Genomic DNA, 15,763 nt, shown 5'->3' with positions numbered 1-15,763 from the left:
CCGCGGCCCCCCGATCGGAGGCGCGCCGCGCCTCCTCGGGGAGAGCCGGTCGTCGCAGTCTCGCCACCACCGTGATCGGCGTCGTCCTCACCGCGATCATGCTGTTCCCGATCTACTGGATGATCAACGTCTCGCTCACCCCGACCGCGCAGATGCGGCAGAGCCCGCCGTCGTGGTTCCCCGCCGCGCCGACGCTCGACGGCTACCGGGCCGTGGTCGCCGACCAGCTGCCGTACCTCGGCACGAGTCTGCTGGTGGGGATCGGCACCGTGGTCGTGACGATCGCGCTCGCCGCGCCGGCCGCGTACTCGCTCGCGAAGCTGCGACCCCGGGGAGGAGGCGCGCTGAGCTTCGTCCTGCTGGTCGCGCAGATGATCCCGCAGGTGATCATGGCCATGGGCTTCTACGCGATCTACCTGAACCTCGGGATCCTCGACGAGTGGTGGGGGCTGGTCATCGCCGACTCGACGCTCGCCGTGCCGTTCGGGGTGCTGATCTTCACCGCCTTCATGCGGGGGATCCCCGACGAGCTGATGAGCGCCGCGAAGCTCGACGGCGCCGGCGCCTGGCGGACCTTCATCTCGATCGTGCTGCCCGTCAGCCGCAACTCGGCGGTCACCGTCGGACTCTTCGCGTTCCTCTGGGCCTGGTCGGACTTCGTCTTCTCGTCGACGCTCAACAGCGGCGGCGACGCGCAGACGATCACCCTCGGCATCTACCGCTACATCGGCAACAACAACCAGGAGTGGAACTCGATCATGGCCACCGCCGTCGTCGCCTCCATCCCCGCCACCGTCCTGCTCGTCGTCGCCCAGCGCTACGTGGCCGCCGGCGTCACCGCAGGCGCCGTGAAGGACTGACGACATGACCGCCACCCACCCCTCGAGGAGCATCCCCGTGACCACCGTCCAGACCTCGACGTCCGCCCTCGGCGGCCCCGTCGCCCCGCGCAGCTCGGCGCTGACCCCCCTCGACTCGAGCGAGATCCGTCTGACCGGCGGCTACTGGTTCGACAAGCAGCAGCTCAACGCCCACGTGGTGCTGCGGCACTGCGAGGACTGGATGGAGCGCATCGGCTGGACGGCCAACTTCGACCGGGCGGCGTCGAGCGAGACCGGCTGGGAGCACTCCGGCATCGAGTTCGTCGACAGCGAGGTCTACAAGCTGCTCGAGGGCATGGCGTGGGAGCTCGGCCGGTCGCACGACGCCGACCTGGCGGCCCGCTACGACCGACTCGTCTCGCGTGTCGCCTCGGCGCAGGACGACGACGGCTACCTGCACACCAGCTTCGGTCGCCCCTGGCAGCCGGCGCGCTACTCGAACCTCGAGTGGGGGCACGAGCTCTACAGCTTCGGGCACCTGATCCAGGCGGCCGTCGCGGCGGCGCGCTCCGGTCTCGACAGCGCGATCGTCGACGTCGCGCGCCGCCTGGCCGATCATCTCTGGGAGGCGTTCGGGCCGGAGGGGCGGGTCGCCGTCTGCGGGCACCCCGAGATCGAGGTCGCCCTGGTCGAGCTGGGTCGGGCTCTCGACGAGCCCCGTCACGTCGAGCTCGCCCGCCTCTTCGTCGAGCGTCGCGGCCACGGGCTGCTCGCACCGATCGAGTACGGGCCGGAGTACTTCCAGGACGACGTGCCGGTGCGCGACGCGGACGTGCTGCGGGGTCACGCGGTCAGGGCGCTCTATCTGGCCGCCGGTGCGCTCGACGTCGCGGTCGAGACGGATGACGCCGAGCTCGCCGACGCCGTCCGCCGTCAGTGGGAGGCGACCGTCGCGCGACGCACCTACGTGACCGGCGGCATGGGGTCGCACCATCAGGACGAGTCGTACGGCGCCGACTTCGAGCTGCCGCCCGACCGCGCGTACTCCGAGACCTGCGCGGGCATCGCGTCGAACATGCTGTCGTGGCGGCTGCTGCTGCAGGACGCCGACCCCCGGTACGCCGACCTGATCGAGCGCACGCTGCTGAACAACGTGATGGCCTCACCCCGTGACGACGGCCGCGCGTTCTTCTACACGAACACGCTGCACCAGCGCACCGACGGCGTCGCGCCCGATGAGGCCGCGTTGAACGCGCGCGCCCTCTCGAGTCTCAGGGCCCCCTGGTTCGAGGTGTCGTGCTGCCCGACGAACGTGGCGCGCACGTTGGCGAGCGTCGAGTCGACCTTCGCGACGACGACGCCCGGCGGGCTGCAGCTGCACCAGTACGGCGACTACGACGTCGACACCGCGCTCGCCGACGGCACGGTCGTCGCGGTCTCGGTGCGGAGCGGCTACCCGTACGCGGGCGACGTGACCGTCACCTGGCGCGAGGACACGGGGCGCGAGGTCGAGCTCGACCTGCGCATCCCGTCGTGGGCCGGGTCGGCGCGGGTCGGGCGTGGTGGTGGGGTCGGCGAGGCCGCGGACGTCGCCGCGGACGGCGGGGCCGCTGACGTCGCCGCGGACGTGCGCGTCGGGCGCACGACGACCGTCTCCGGGCGGTTCCGCGCAGGCGACGTCGTGACCGTCGAGTTCCCGCTCGAGGCGCGCTGGGTCACCCCCGACCCGCGCATCGACGCCGTCCGAGGGCAGGTCGCCGTGCAGCGGGGCCCGCTGGTGCTCGTGCTCGAGTCGACCGATCTGCCGAGCGGAGACGTGAACGACGTCGTGGTCGACACCGGCGCGACCCTGGAGACCACCGCGACCGGCGCCTCCGTCGACATCGCCCGATTCGCGGACGAGACGGTCGACTGGCCCTACGGGGAGTCCGGCGGGCGGGTCGTGCCCCTGGGTCGCGTCGACCTCGTGCCCTACGCCTCGTGGGCGAACCGCGGGCCCTCGACGATGCGCGTCTGGCTGCCCACGGCCTGACCCCCGGGCCGCGAGCGTGGCAGGCCGCGACCCGTGGGAGTATCGAGGCACGAACGAGGGGGAGACATGCTCGCACAGGACGTCGTCGCGACGAGATTCACACCGACCCGATTCCGGGAGGGCTACGACCAGGATCAGGTCGACGATCTGCTCGACAAGATCACCGCGACGTTCGCGGCCGTCGAGCAGGGGCGCGGCCCGGGCCCCCTCACCGCCGACGAGGTCGTCGCGGCGAGGTTCCAGCCGACGAAGTTCCGAGAGGGGTACGACCAGGATCAGGTCGACGCGTTCCTCGAACAGGTCGTCACCGCCCTGCGCGCCGTGGAATCGCCTGCCGCCGACTGACCACGGAGCCGAGGAGGCGCGGGTCGGGGAGGCGCGGGTCGCCACCCGCCGACGGACCCGGCTCCGAGAGGGAGACATGAGCGACGACCGCCTCACCGTGCCCGACGCCGCCGCCTGGCGGGCCTGGCTCGACGCCCACGAGTCGACCTCGGACGGCGTGCGTCTCGTGCTCGCGAAGAAGGGCACGTCGAGCCCCACGTCGCTCACCTATGCCGAGGCGCTCGACGAGGCGCTCTGCAGCGGGTGGATCGATGGGCGCCGCAACGCCATCGACGAGGCGACCTTCCAGCAGCACTTCACCCCGCGTCGAGCACGTTCGATCTGGTCGGTGCGCAACGTCGACCACGTCGCGCGGCTGGTCGACTCGGGCCGGATGCGCCCGCGGGGCCAGGCCGAGATCGACCGGGCGAAGGCCGACGGACGCTGGGATCGCGCCTACGCGGGCCAGGCGGACATGGAGCCGCCCGCCGACCTGGCGGCTGCGCTCGCGGACTCGACCCGCGCCTCCCAGGCGTTCGCCGGGCTGAGCCGGTCGGCCCGCTATTCGGTCATGCATCCGGTGCTGACGGCACCCACCGAGGAGGCGCGGGTCGGCCGCATCGCCCGCGCCGTCGCCCGGCTCGAGGCCGGCGTCGAGCCGCCCGGCGTCGCTCCGCCCGACTGACGCCCACCCTGGTCAGAAGACGCCCTTCCCGGCGCAGCGAAGGGCGTCTTCTGCCCACCGTGCTCACGGGAGGGACGCGGGCCGGCGCCCACGGCTACGCGCGGCGGCGGATCAGGTTCATCATCACCTGCGACATGACGACCTCGTCGCGCTGATTCAGCATCTCGATGCGGGTACGGACGATGCCGCGGTCGGGCTTGGTCCGCGACGCGCGGGCCTCGAGCACCGTGAACCGCGCGCGCAGCAGATCGCCGGGGCGGACGGGCAGGTGCCAGCGCAGCTCGTCGACGCCGGGAGACGCGAGGCTGGTCCGCTCGTTCAGGAAGTTGTCGACCATCAGCCGCATCATCACGGCTGTCGTGTGCCAGCCGCTGGCGATCAGCCCGCCGAAGGGGCCGTCGGCCGCGCCGAGGGGATCCAGGTGCATGGTGTGCGGGTCGAAGTCGGCCGCGAAGCCCACGATGGAGCTCTCGGTCACCTCGACGGGGCCGTACGTCCCACCGTCGCCGGGCCGGTAGTCGTCGAAGTGGCGGTCACGCAGCGGGGTCTCGTCGAAGGAAGGCACGAGAGGAGACGCTACACATCGCGCAGTCTCCTGGTCGTGGGCTGGACGGACGTGCGGAGCGCCCCCGCTGCTGCCGAGGTGCTCAGCGCGCCCCGACCACCATCCAGCGCGACCCCGCGGCCCGCACTCCGAGCGTGACGGCGCGGATGCCGATGTAGCCCAGTCCGAACGCGAGCCACAGCGCCACGGTCGATCCCGCTCCGTCGCCCACGGCGCGTTCGACCGGCACGAGGATCGCCAGGTACACGACCACGTTCACGATCCCCGCCAGTGCGAGGTACCGGGCGTCGCCCGCGCCGAGCAGCACCCCGTCGAGCACGAAGACGAACCCGGCCAGCGGGATGCCGACGGCCATCGCGAGCACCACGCCGGGCAGCAGCGCCCGCACGCCCTCGTCGGTCGTGAACACCGGCCCGAGCACGCCCGACAGCGCCGCGACGAGCCCGCCGAGCAGCACCCCGCCGCCGACCCCGAACACCATCAGCCGCCGGGTGACGGCACGAACGCGGTCGCGGTCGCCGGCGCCGAGCGAGTGCCCGATCATCGCCTGCCCGGCGATCGCCAGGGCGTCGAGCGCGAACGCGAGCGTGCCGAACAGCGTCAACGCGATCTGGATCGTCGCCAACCCCGTCACCCCCGAGGAGGCGGCGGTCGCCACGGTCGCGATCATCGCGACCCGAAGACTCGCGTTCCGCACCAGCAGCCACGCGCCCGACCGGGCGGTGCGTCCGACCCCCGCGAGCCCCGGGCGCAGGTCGGCGCCCACGGCGCGGGCCGCCCGCACGGCGATGACGACGTACACGGCCGCCATGCCCCACTGCGCCACGACCGTGCCGGCCGCCGAGCCGGCGACGCCCCAGCCGAGACCGTAGATGAACACGGCGTTCAGGCCCGCGTTCGCGGCGAACCCGAGGCCGGCCACGATCAGCGGGGTGCGGGTGTCCTGCAGCCCGCGCAGCAGACCCGTCGCGGCGATCACGATCAGCATGCCCGGCAGCCCGATCATCGACACCGTGAGGTAGGTCGTCGCGGCGGCCTCGACGGCCGGCTCCGTGCCGAACAGCCCCACGAGCGCGGGTGCCGTGAACGCCCCCACGACGGCGAGCACCACGCCGAGCAGCAGCGCGAACCAGAGCCCGTCGACGCCGGCCCGGATGGCGCCGGCGCGATCACCGGCGCCGAGCCTCCTCGCCACCGTCGGCGTCGTCGCGTACGCCAGGAAGATCAGCAGCCCGAGCGCGGTCTGCAGGATGACCCCGGCCACCCCGAGGCCGGCCAGCGGCACCGACCCGAGATGCCCGATCAGGGCGGTGTCGGTCAGCAGGAACAGCGGCTCGGCGATCAGCGCGCCGAGCGCCGGCAGGGCCAGTCGGACGATCTCGCGATCGAGGGGGTTCCGGAGGCGCACCTCAGTCGGTACCGCGGGCGCGGCCGACCAGCGTCATCAGGTGGTACACGACGATCGCCGCGACCGTGCCGAGGATGATGCCGCCGAACGTGGCGCCGCCGAGCGACAGGGTGAAGTCCGCGATGCCCATGATGAGGGCGATGCCGGCGGTCAGCTGGTTCTTCGGGCGGCTGAAGTCGACCTTGTTCTCGACCCAGATGCGGATGCCGATCACGCCGATCAGACCGTAGAGGGCGGTGGTGACGCCGCCGAGCACGCCCGGGGGGATCGTGAAGATGACGGCGCCGATCTTCGGCGACAGCCCCAGCAGGATCGCGACGATGCCGGCGACCCAGTAGGCGGCCGTCGAGAACACGCGCGTGGCGCTCATCACGCCGATGTTCTCGCCGTAGGTCGTGGTGGCCGACCCGCCGCCGAGCCCGGCGAGCACGGTGCTGAGACCGTCGGCGAACAGCGCGCGACCGGTCAGCGGGTCGAGGTTGCGCTTGGTGAGCTGGCCGACGCCCTTCACGTGCCCCACGTTCTCGGCGATCAGCGCGAGCACGACGGGCAGGAACCCGAGGTAGACGGGCAGCGCCGACAGGTCGAAGGCCGGGGCGGTGAACGTCGGCAGACCGACCCACGGGGCGTCGCGCACGGCGTCGAAGCTCACCTCGCCGAGCAGCACGGCCGCGACGTAGCCGACCACCACGCCGACGAAGATCGAGAGGCGACCGAGGAGGCCCCGGAAGAGCACGGCGCTCAGCACCACCGCTGCGAGCGTGATGACCGCCGTCAGCGGGGCGAGCGCGAAGTTGTCGCGGGCCGCCGGCGCGAGGTTGAAGCCGATCAGGGCGACGATCGCGCCGCTGACGACCGGGGGCAGCAGCGAGTCGATCCAGCGGGTGCCCGCGAGATTCACCACCACGCCGATGATCGCGAGCAGCGCCCCGACGACGATGATGCCGCTCAGCGCCAGAGGGATGCCGCCGACCTCCTTCGCCGCCGCGATCGGCGCGAGGAACGCGAACGACGACCCGAGATAGCTCGGCAGCCGGTTCTTCGTGATGATGAGGAACAGCAGCGTGCCGATGCCCGAGAAGAGCAGCGTCGTGCTCGGCGGGAACCCGGTGAGGATCGGCACCAGGAACGTCGCGCCGAACATCGCGACGACGTGCTGACCGCCCAGGCCGATGGTGCGCGGCCAGGTGAGCCGCTCCTCCGGCGCCACGATCTCGGTGGAGTCCACCGTCTTTCCGTCACCGTGCAGAGACCAGGGGAGTGCCATGCTCAGAACTGTAGCGGCGGCGCGGCCGTAGGCTGACGGCCATGACCAGCGACGCCCTCTCCTCCGGAATCCTGACCGACGAGCTCGACCCGGGGGTGCGTCCTCAGGACGACCTCTTCCGTCACGTGAACGGGCGGTGGATCGCCCGCACCGAGATCCCCGAGGACAAGGCGCGCTACGGCTCGTTCTACGTGCTCGCCGAGGAGGCCGAGGCGGCCGTCCGCGACATCATCCAGGAGTCCCAGGACGCCGAGCCCGGCACCGAGGCCCGCAAGGTCGGCGACCTCTACACGAGCTTCCTCGACGAGCAGCGGGTCGAGGCGCTCGGCGCCGAGCCCATCCGCCCCCTGCTCGACCCCGTCGACGACGTGACCGACGTCGACGGCCTCCTGCGCCTCCTGGGCTCGTTCGAGAAGCAGGGGCTCGCGAGCTTCGTGCAGCTCTTCGTCGACAACGACCCGGGCGACCCCGAGCGCTACGTCCTGTTCGTCGAGCAGGGCGGTCTGGGGCTGCCCGACGAGTCGTACTACCGCGAGGAGAAGTCCGAGTCGATCCGCACCGCCTACGTCGCCTTCGTCGCCCGCATGCTCGAGCTCGCCGGCTTCGACGAGGCCGACGACCGCGCCGCCCGCATCATGGCGCTCGAGACCGAGCTCGCCTCGCACCACTGGGACAACGTCGCCACCCGCGACAGCGACGCCACCTACAACCTGCTGCCCTGGGCGGGGTTCGAGGCGCTCGCCGACGGCGTCGACCTGACCGTCTGGCGCGACGCCGTCGGCGCGCCCGAGCGCGTGTTCGACGAGGTCGTCGTCCGGGAGCCGTCGTTCGTGACCGGTCTGGCGTCGCTGCTGACCGGAGCGCGCCTCCTCGACTGGCAGGACTGGCTGCGCTGGCAGATCGTCCGCTCGTCGGCGGCGTACCTGTCGACCCCGTTCGTCGAGGCGAACTTCGGCTTCTACGGCCGCACCCTCACCGGCGCACCCGTGCAGCGCGCCCGCTGGAAGCGCGGCGTCTCGCTCGTCGAGGGGGCCATGGGCGAGGCCGTCGGGCGCATCTACGTCGAGCGCCACTTCGCGCCCGCGGCCAAGACCGCCATGGACGTGCTCGTCGCGCACCTCGTCGAGGCGTACCGGCAGAGCATCACCGAGCTCGAGTGGATGACGGAGGAGACCCGCGGCCGCGCGCTCGAGAAGCTCGAGAAGTTCACCCCCAAGATCGGGTTCCCCGACACCTGGCGCGACTACTCGGCCCTCGAGGTCGACCCGGCCGATCTGGTCGGCAACGTGCGGGCGACCGCCGCCGTCGGCTTCGACCGCGAGCTGGGCAAGATCGGTCAGCCGCTCGACCGCGGCGAGTGGTTCATGACGCCGCAGACCATCAACGCGTACTACAACCCCGGCATGAACGAGATCGTGTTCCCCGCCGCCATCCTGCAGTTCCCGTTCTTCGACGAGACCCGCGACGCCGCCGCCAACTACGGCGCGATCGGCGCCGTCATCGGGCACGAGATCGGCCACGGCTTCGACGACCAGGGCTCGAAGTACGACGGCGACGGGCGGCTCCGCGACTGGTGGACGGCCGCCGACCGCGAGGCGTTCGAGAAGCTCACCGCCTCGCTGATCGCCCAGTACGACGCGCTCGCACCCGCCCAGGTGCCCGACCACCACGTCAACGGCGCCCTCACCATCGGCGAGAACATCGGCGACCTCGGCGGGCTGTCGATCGCCTACAAGGCCTACCTGCTGTCGCTCGAGGGGGCCGAGCCGCCCGTGATCGACGGTCTGACCGGGGCCCAGCGGTTCTTCCTCAGCTGGGCGCAGGCGTGGCAGATCACCCTGCGCGACGAGGAGGCCGTGCGCCTGCTGTCAATCGACCCGCACTCGCCGAACGAGTTCCGCTGCAACCAGATCGTGCGCAACATCGACGAGTTCTACGCCGCGTTCGACGTCTCGCCGACCGACGCGGCCTGGCTGCCGCCGGAGGATCGCGTCACGATCTGGTGACCGCGGGGCCGGTGCCGGGGTGTCGGTGCCGGCGCCGGGGTTGCGGGGTGCCGGCGTCGGCGTCGGCGGTCGGCGGTCGGCGGTCGGCCGAGGAGGCGCGGGTCGTCATCACGACGCCACCAGATGGACACGACGCCACCTTTTCTCGTGGCGTCGTGTGCATCTCGTGGCGTCGTGCGGGGAAACGCGCCGGCCGGCGGGCGTCGTGCGGGGCAACGCGCCCGTCGGCTGGCGTCGCGCGGGGGTGACGCGCCGGTGTCGGCGGTCGGCCGAGGAGGCGCGGGTCGTCATCACGACGCCACCAGATGCACATGACGCCACCTTTTCTCGTGGCGTCGTGTGCATCTCGTGGCGTCGTAGGTGGCGCGCGGGTCAGCCGACGTCGTGCGGGGGCGACGCACGGTCAGCTGGCGCCGTGCGGGGGAACGCGCCCGTTCAGCCGACGTCGCGCGGGGGTGACGCGCTGGTCAGCTGGCGTCGCCGACGGCGCGCAGGTGCGGGGCCGGGGCGGCGGCCGCGCGCGTCTCGGTGAGGCCGAACAGCGCCTCGAGCCCGTCGCGGAACTCCTCGCCGCGGCCCTCGCGGGCCAGCTCTCGCGCGCGCACCGACGGGGTGTGGAGCAGCACGCCGGCCAGGTGACGCAGCGCGGCCTCGGTGCGGTCGGACGAGTCGCCGCGCGACCGCGCCCGCTCGATCTCGGAGTCGAGCAGATCGAAGACGTGCTTCCGCAGTGCGACGACCGCGGGGGTCAGCGACTGCTCGGCGGCGACGGCCTGGAACTCGGCGGCGGCCGTCGACACGAGCGCGCGGGCGTCGTCGGCGGCGGTGAGCTCGGCGAGCGGAGCGTGCAGGCTGATCGTCTCGAGGTCGAGCAGCTCGACGCCCTCGACCTCGGTGACCAGCGGGTCGACGTTGCGCGGCAGACCGAGGTCGATGACGAGTCGGCGCGCGCCCGGGGTGACGACGTCGGGGGTGACCACGGGCTGGGTGGTCGAGGTGCAGGTGATGAGGACGTCGCACCACTCGATGGCGGTGGCGAGGTCGTCGTAGGGGGTCGCGTCGTGCTTCAGCCCGAACCAGGAGGCGCGACCCGACGACGAGTAGACGGCCAGCCGGTCGGCGCCCCGATCGCGCAGTGCGGTGACCGTGGTGGCCGCGTACTGGCCGGTGCCCACGATCAGCACCCGGGCGTGGGCCCAGTCCGTGACGCGCGAGGAGGCGAGCTCGAGGGCGAGGCGGACGAGCGAGCGACCCGCGCCTCCGACGTTCGTGCGGTTCTTGACGCCCCGCGAGGTGTGCGACGCCTTCTGGAAGAGGCGTTCGAGGTCGGACGACGTCGTGCCGCCCTCGCGGGCCCGCTCGAGGGCGCGACGCACCTGACCCGAGATCTCGTCTTCGCCGATGACGACCGACTCGAGGCCGGAGCTGACGGCGAACAGGTGCTCGACGACCTCGTCGCCGGTGATGACCCGCACGCTGTCGCGGAGGTCGTCGGCCGTGACGTCGCTCGCATCGCTCATGGTGGCGATGGTGGCCTCGACCGCGACGGCGCTGCCGGCGGTGAGGGGCTCGTCGACGTCGAGGTAGGCCTCGAAGCGGTTGCAGGTCGCGAGCACGACGGCGCCGTTGACGAAGTCGCTGCCGTCGACCAGTGTGCCGACCGCGGAGGGTGCGCCGATGCTCAACTTCTCGAGGAGGTCGAAGCTGGCGTTCCGATGGGACGCCGTCAGGCAGATGAGCACCGATCAAGAGTAACGCCCTCGGGCGCATTCGGCTGGGTGATGGCTCGACGTCGAGCGGATGCGCGGGGTGATGCTACATGCGCTCGACCCAGAGACGAGTCGACTTCTGGATGCCCTCGAGAACTGTCAAGGCCCCTGTGACTGCGCGGGCCAGAGGTTGGAGGTGACGTGAAAGCGCTCCAAGTGCCCCAATCTGTGCCGTCATTAGGTCGATTCCCGGAAATGTCAGGCTCCTCTCGAGGTCCGACAGGGAATCCTTCAGGGGTGACACGACGTCCGCGTCGGGTACGGCGCGGACAAGTTCGACCATTCGAGATATATCGGAGTCGACTGCCTCCCAGGCAGCACCAACATTGTCGGTCGCGCGCTCGATCTCCTCGACGGGCTCTGCCAGGAACTGACCGAGGCGCACGAATTGAGCCGACGCCGCGGCGGGAGAGGTATTTTGTGGCATCGGATTTTCTGCCATGACAGCTCCCATGCCGTCAAACGCATTGTGGAGTGCGGTGACGGCCTCTTCTACCTGAGCGCCGTGGTTTGCGAAATCAGACATGACCTCAGTGAGATCCCGGTCGTCATCGACGGCGGTTGTGGCGTCGGTGTCGTCGACCGCTTGGACATCGGCATCTGTAGCGAGATTGCCTTGATCCGCCCGAAGCCGAATAACCGACCGACGTAGGCGGTGGGCGGCTGATTCGACTATGTCGTTGTATGCAACGGAACCGCGCGGCTCGAGCCGCGCCTGCGTCATGTCGAGGTATTGCGCATTGGAGAGAATCTTTCGGACGGGGTCCGAATCGGGGACTACATCCGACGTGGAGACGTCGACCCAAGAGATCGGAAGAAGTCTCCGAGGATCTCCCGCTTGCTTCGCAGCGGCCGAGAAGGTCAAAACCTCGTCACGACAGGCGAGGCTTGCTAGATATCGGGGCGTGACCATGCTCAGAAGAAACGGAACCGCAGCCAGTTCATCGTCGAGCCTGTCTCGCCACGACTCGCCCCACTCAATATCGTCGCGGTCGATGAATAGGCTTACCTCGAATCCGTAGAGAAATGCGTAGGCCTCAGCAATATCCCGTGCGAAGTCGACGATGCGACCGTTGAGCCGCTGATTATCGGCATGCACATAGCTCACAAAAAGTCGGACGTCAATGTTTGGGTTGGTCTTTTCTATGTCACTGCTCACGATGATCCTCTCGCGTGGAGCTTGGTGTCGAACGTCTTTCTCCAGCCATGCGTCGCTGCCCAGGCATGCCATCGGCACAGCCCAAATAGATGGAGCAATTTCTTTTACCTCTGAGCCTGTGTAGAAGACGAAGCCTCGATCAAGGCCTGAATGCTCTCGAAGAGCAAGGAGTCCACGCATATCTTTGGACGACACGGTTGTGGCGGCCTTGACCTCGATCCCGACACGGCGTGAGCCTGTGCTGAGAACAAGGTCGACTTCGGGATTTGAGTGGCTCGCTTGACGCCAGTAAGACGCTAAGGGTCGTTCCGCGGACCATTCGATAGCACTCAAGATTTGGTTCACAACGTGGGTCTCGAGCAGCGCTCCGAAAAGTTCTCTGTTCTTGGGGATGTCAATGCCGCCTCTTATCAACGATTCAACGGCGAGTGAAGTGTCAACCGCATGCATTTTAGTTCGTGAATACGATTGCTTGGTTGGGCGGACCGCGGAATTTGGCAGTGAGTGAAGTAGAAAAAGTCGGTGCAGAATCTCCACGTAACGGTCGACGCCTCGTCGGTCCAGGTCGAGCTCGCGAGCATGGCTCGCGGCAGTGAATATCCCGCCCGGGGTCCTGAGAATCGCGTCGAGAACCGACCTAGCGGTCGATGTGTCGAATCCTCGACCCGGAAGAACCGAGTCGCTGAGGAGCGCGATGGTGTCGGACTCGACGCGTCCACGAAACGAGCCCGTTGTGAGAGGGGAGGGAGTGAAGAGGTAGTTGGGGAACCCCCCGACTTGCATGAGGTCGAGCAGCTTCTGGTCCGAAACTGAGTCGACCGGACCCTGGCGAATAGTCCCGTCCATTAGATGGTCAACGATCGAACCTGCGAGACCGGCTTTCTCCCAAAGGGTGATGGGGTTCAGTGTATGCCGCACCGATCGACGGGTCAGTGGGTCGGCGCCACCCAGACCCGTCCTCGCGATTGAAGCCGAGCCTGTCAGAACGAACCACGAGCCCGGGCCGAGGGCATCCACCCGCTCCTTCACAACCGTCGGAAGATCTTCGAGCAGTTGAGCTTCGTCAATCACGGCAGGTAGACGGAGGCGATGTACCCACCCGGTGAGGTCACTCGAGGCTTCACGACGGGTTTCGAGATCTGCGAGTGTCGCGTAGGAATAGGCGCCGGAGGCGACCAACTCGCGCTTAACCATGGTCGTCTTGCCAACAGCGCGGGCGCCCTCGAGGACGACCACGGCGGCGCCGGGATTTACGATGCGAGGGCTCAGGGAGCGATTCACGTAGGCCATGCAAGAAGTGTACGCGATGCCCGCCAAAAACTGTACCGTTTGTGTCTGCTTATTTGCCTCGGGAGTGAGTGGTTTTCTGTTGCGGAATGCAACCGTGAGGAGGACGGTTGCAAAAGGAGTCGGGCCCAGGCAAGGAAGCAAGCGACCCGAACCCAACGCACAAGCTCGGATTGAAAGAGAACCCCATGACATCGACCATCAGCACCCAGTGGCAGCTCATCGCCCGCCCCCAGGGCGAGCCCACCCCCGACGACGTGCGCCGTGTCGAGGTGACGCTGCCCGACCTCGGCGAGGGCGAGGTCCGGGTGCAGAACGAGTTCCTCTCCGTCGACCCCTACATGCGCGGTCGGATGAACGACGTCAAGTCGTACGTGCCGCCGTTCGCCCTGAACGAGACGATGACCGGCGGTGCCATCGGCCGCGTGGTCGAGTCCCGCTCGGGCGACCTCCCCGTCGGCGCGGTCGTGCAGCACGACCTCGGCTGGCGCGACGTGGCCCAGGGAGGCGCGGGCTCGTTCCGTGCCGTGCAGCCCGTCGACGGAGTGCCGCTGTCGGCCTACCTCGGCGTGCTCGGTCTCACCGGGCTGACCGCCTACGTCGGTCTGACGGAGATCGCCGGCATCCGCGAGGGCGACGTCGTCTTCGTCTCGGGAGCCGCCGGCGCCGTGGGCACCATGGTCGGCCAGATCGCCCGTCTCAAGGGCGCCTCGCGCGTGATCGGCAGCGCCGGATCCGCCGAGAAGGTCGAGCTGCTCACCTCGAAGTACGGCTTCGACGCGGCCTTCAACTACAAGGACGGCGACGTCACCGAGCTGCTGCGCGAGGCGGCGCCCGACGGCATCGACCTCTACTTCGACAACGTCGGAGGCGACCACCTCTCGGCCGCCCTCGACTCGTTCCGCGACGGCGGGCGCGCGGCGCTCTGCGGCTCGATCGCGAACTACAACTCGACCGGCGCCCCGGTCGGCATCACCGGCCTGACCAACATGGTCACGCGCGGCCTCATGATGAAGGGCTTCACGCTCGGGAACTACCGTCACGTCGCTCCGGCCTTCCAGGCCGAGATGGGCCCGTGGCTGGCGAACGGCGACGTCGTCCACGACGAGACCGTGGTCGAGGGCATCGACCAGGCCTTCGAGGCGTTCACCGGCCTGATGCGCGGTGCCAACGTCGGGAAGATGGTCGTCAAGGTCGGCTGACCCGCGCCTCCTCGGCCGACCCGCGCCTCCTCGGCCGACCCGCGCCTCCTCGGCTCCGCGGTCGTCGAGGTGACGCGACGAGGGGTCCGTCGCCCAGGCGAGACCCCCGTCGCGTCACCTCGATGCGACGCCCAGCGGGCGATGCGAGAATCTTCCGCGTGACTTCCTCCGCCTTGCCCGACCAGCACCCGCTCGCGACCGGTCTCACCGCCGACTCCCGGCTGGTGCGGGCCCTGCGGGGCGACCGGCCCGAGACGCTGCCCGTGTGGTTCATGCGGCAGGCCGGGCGCTCGCTGCCCGAGTACCGCGAGCTGCGCGTCGGCACCAAGATGCTCGACGCCTGTCTGACGCCCGACCTCGCCAGCGAGATCACGCTGCAGCCGGTGCGCCGGCACGGGGTCGACGCGGGCATCTTCTTCAGCGACATCGTCGTGCCGATCAAGCTCGCCGGGGTCTCGGTCGACATCGTGCCCGGGCGCGGTCCGGTGCTCGAGACGCCGATCCGCACCGCGGCCGACGTCGCCGCCCTCCGACCCCTCGACGACGAGGCCCTGGCGCCCATCGCCGCGGGTGTCGCCCAGACCGTCGCCGAGCTGGGCAGCACGCCGCTGATCGGGTTCGCCGGGGCGCCCTTCACCCTCGCCGCGTACCTCGTCGAGGGCGGTCCGTCGAAAGACCACATCCGCGCGCGCACCCTGATGCACAGCGATCCCGACACCTGGGAGGCGCTGCTCACCTGGGCGGCGGACGTCACCGGGGCGTTCCTCCGCGCCCAGGTGCTCGCGGGTGCCAGCGCCGCCCAGCTGTTCGACTCGTGGGTCGGGTCGCTCTCGCTCGCCGACTACACGGCGAACGTGGCGCGTCACTCGGCCCGCGCGCTGTCGCACGTGGCCGACCTCGGCGTGCCGCGCATCCACTTCGGCGTCGGCAGCGGCGAGGTGCTGACCGCCATGCGCGACGTCGGCGTCGACGCGATGGGCGTCGACTGGCGCATCCCGCTCGACGAGGCATCCCGGCGGCTCGGCGGCGGCACGCCCCTGCAGGGCAACATCGACCCCGCTCTGCTGCAGGCGCCCTGGCCCGTGCTCGAGGCCCACGTGCGCGACGTCGTCGAACGCGGTCGCGCCGCCCCGGCCCATGTGCTGAACCTCGGCCACGGGGTCAACCCCGACACCGACCCCGACGTGCTGAGCCGCATCGTCGAGCTGGCGCACACGCTCTAGAAGTCCACTCTCGTA

11 protein-coding genes and 2 pseudogenes are annotated in these 15,763 nt (G+C 69.9%); 8 read left to right on the top strand and 5 right to left on the bottom strand.

The genetic code is table 11. The annotated features are described in order from the left end of the window. Nucleotides 1–98: 98 nt before the first annotated feature. The 5 genes and pseudogenes from SOM13_RS06435 to SOM13_RS06415 all read left to right on the top strand — a co-directional run bounded on the left by SOM13_RS06435 (nt 99) and on the right by SOM13_RS06415 (nt 3,862). Entirely contained in the window at nt 99–860 is a 762-nt protein-coding gene (locus SOM13_RS06435) for a carbohydrate ABC transporter permease (RefSeq protein WP_243215687.1), read from the top strand. Nucleotides 861–864: 4 nt separating this feature from the next. Continuing rightward, a complete protein-coding gene (locus SOM13_RS06430; protein WP_320479157.1) occupies nt 865–2,853 on the top strand; it encodes a glycoside hydrolase family 127 protein in 1,989 nt (662 codons plus the stop codon). Between the two features lie 66 nt (nt 2,854–2,919). Further along, nucleotides 2,920–2,982, top strand: a pseudogene (locus SOM13_RS06425) (hypothetical protein); the annotation flags it as partial. A gap of 30 nt (nt 2,983–3,012) precedes the next feature. Then, nucleotides 3,013–3,171: pseudogene (locus SOM13_RS06420) on the top strand (DivIVA domain-containing protein); the annotation flags it as partial. A gap of 103 nt (nt 3,172–3,274) precedes the next feature. Beyond that, nucleotides 3,275–3,862, top strand: a complete 588-nt coding sequence (locus SOM13_RS06415; protein ID WP_320479156.1) for a YdeI/OmpD-associated family protein — start codon at nt 3,275–3,277, stop codon at nt 3,860–3,862. Between the two features lie 94 nt (nt 3,863–3,956). Here the strand turns inward: SOM13_RS06415 and SOM13_RS06410 are convergent, their stop codons facing one another. From SOM13_RS06410 to SOM13_RS06400, 3 genes are all read right to left on the bottom strand, one after another. After that, nucleotides 3,957–4,427: a MaoC family dehydratase gene (locus tag SOM13_RS06410; protein WP_320479155.1), complete on the bottom strand. Its 471-nt coding sequence runs from the start codon at nt 4,425–4,427 to the stop codon at nt 3,957–3,959. An 82-nt stretch (nt 4,428–4,509) separates the two neighbouring features. Further along, nucleotides 4,510–5,835 (bottom strand): MATE family efflux transporter, encoded by a 1,326-nt coding sequence (locus tag SOM13_RS06405; RefSeq protein ID WP_320479154.1) that lies wholly within the window; start codon nt 5,833–5,835, stop codon nt 4,510–4,512. Nucleotide 5,836: 1 nt separating this feature from the next. Then, the gene (locus SOM13_RS06400; RefSeq protein ID WP_192061172.1) at nt 5,837–7,102 is read right to left on the bottom strand and encodes a uracil-xanthine permease family protein; all 1,266 of its coding nucleotides are present in this window, start codon (nt 7,100–7,102) and stop codon (nt 5,837–5,839) included. Nucleotides 7,103–7,143: 41 nt separating this feature from the next. Between SOM13_RS06400 and SOM13_RS06395 the strand changes: the two genes are divergently transcribed. Continuing rightward, nucleotides 7,144–9,108 (top strand): M13 family metallopeptidase, encoded by a 1,965-nt coding sequence (locus SOM13_RS06395; protein WP_320479153.1) that lies wholly within the window; start codon nt 7,144–7,146, stop codon nt 9,106–9,108. Between the two features lie 467 nt (nt 9,109–9,575). Here SOM13_RS06395 and SOM13_RS06390 read toward each other — a convergent pair whose 3' ends face one another. Next, nucleotides 9,576–10,850 carry a glutamyl-tRNA reductase gene (locus tag SOM13_RS06390; RefSeq protein ID WP_320479152.1) on the bottom strand — a complete coding sequence of 425 codons (1,275 nt, stop codon included), beginning with the start codon at nt 10,848–10,850 and terminating at the stop codon, nt 9,576–9,578. 73 nt (nt 10,851–10,923) lie between these two features. Further along, complete coding sequence (locus tag SOM13_RS06385; protein ID WP_320479151.1) at nt 10,924–13,326, bottom strand: DUF4143 domain-containing protein; 2,403 nt, start codon at nt 13,324–13,326, stop codon at nt 10,924–10,926. Nucleotides 13,327–13,511: 185 nt separating this feature from the next. On the opposite strand from SOM13_RS06385, the gene SOM13_RS06380 reads away from it, so the two are divergent. Together SOM13_RS06380 and hemE are read left to right on the top strand one after the other, a co-directional pair. Beyond that, a complete protein-coding gene (locus tag SOM13_RS06380) occupies nt 13,512–14,525 on the top strand; it encodes an NADP-dependent oxidoreductase (RefSeq protein WP_320479150.1) in 1,014 nt (337 codons plus the stop codon). A gap of 122 nt (nt 14,526–14,647) precedes the next feature. Further along, the gene (hemE, locus tag SOM13_RS06375; RefSeq protein WP_414655512.1) at nt 14,648–15,748 is read left to right on the top strand and encodes a uroporphyrinogen decarboxylase; all 1,101 of its coding nucleotides are present in this window, start codon (nt 14,648–14,650) and stop codon (nt 15,746–15,748) included. Nucleotides 15,749–15,763: the final 15 nt, after the last annotated feature.

This window comes from Frigoribacterium sp. CFBP9030, from assembly GCF_034045195.1.
Classification (GTDB): Bacteria; Actinomycetota; Actinomycetes; order Actinomycetales; family Microbacteriaceae; genus Frigoribacterium.
This window is presented reverse-complemented; position numbering and strand designations above follow the sequence as displayed.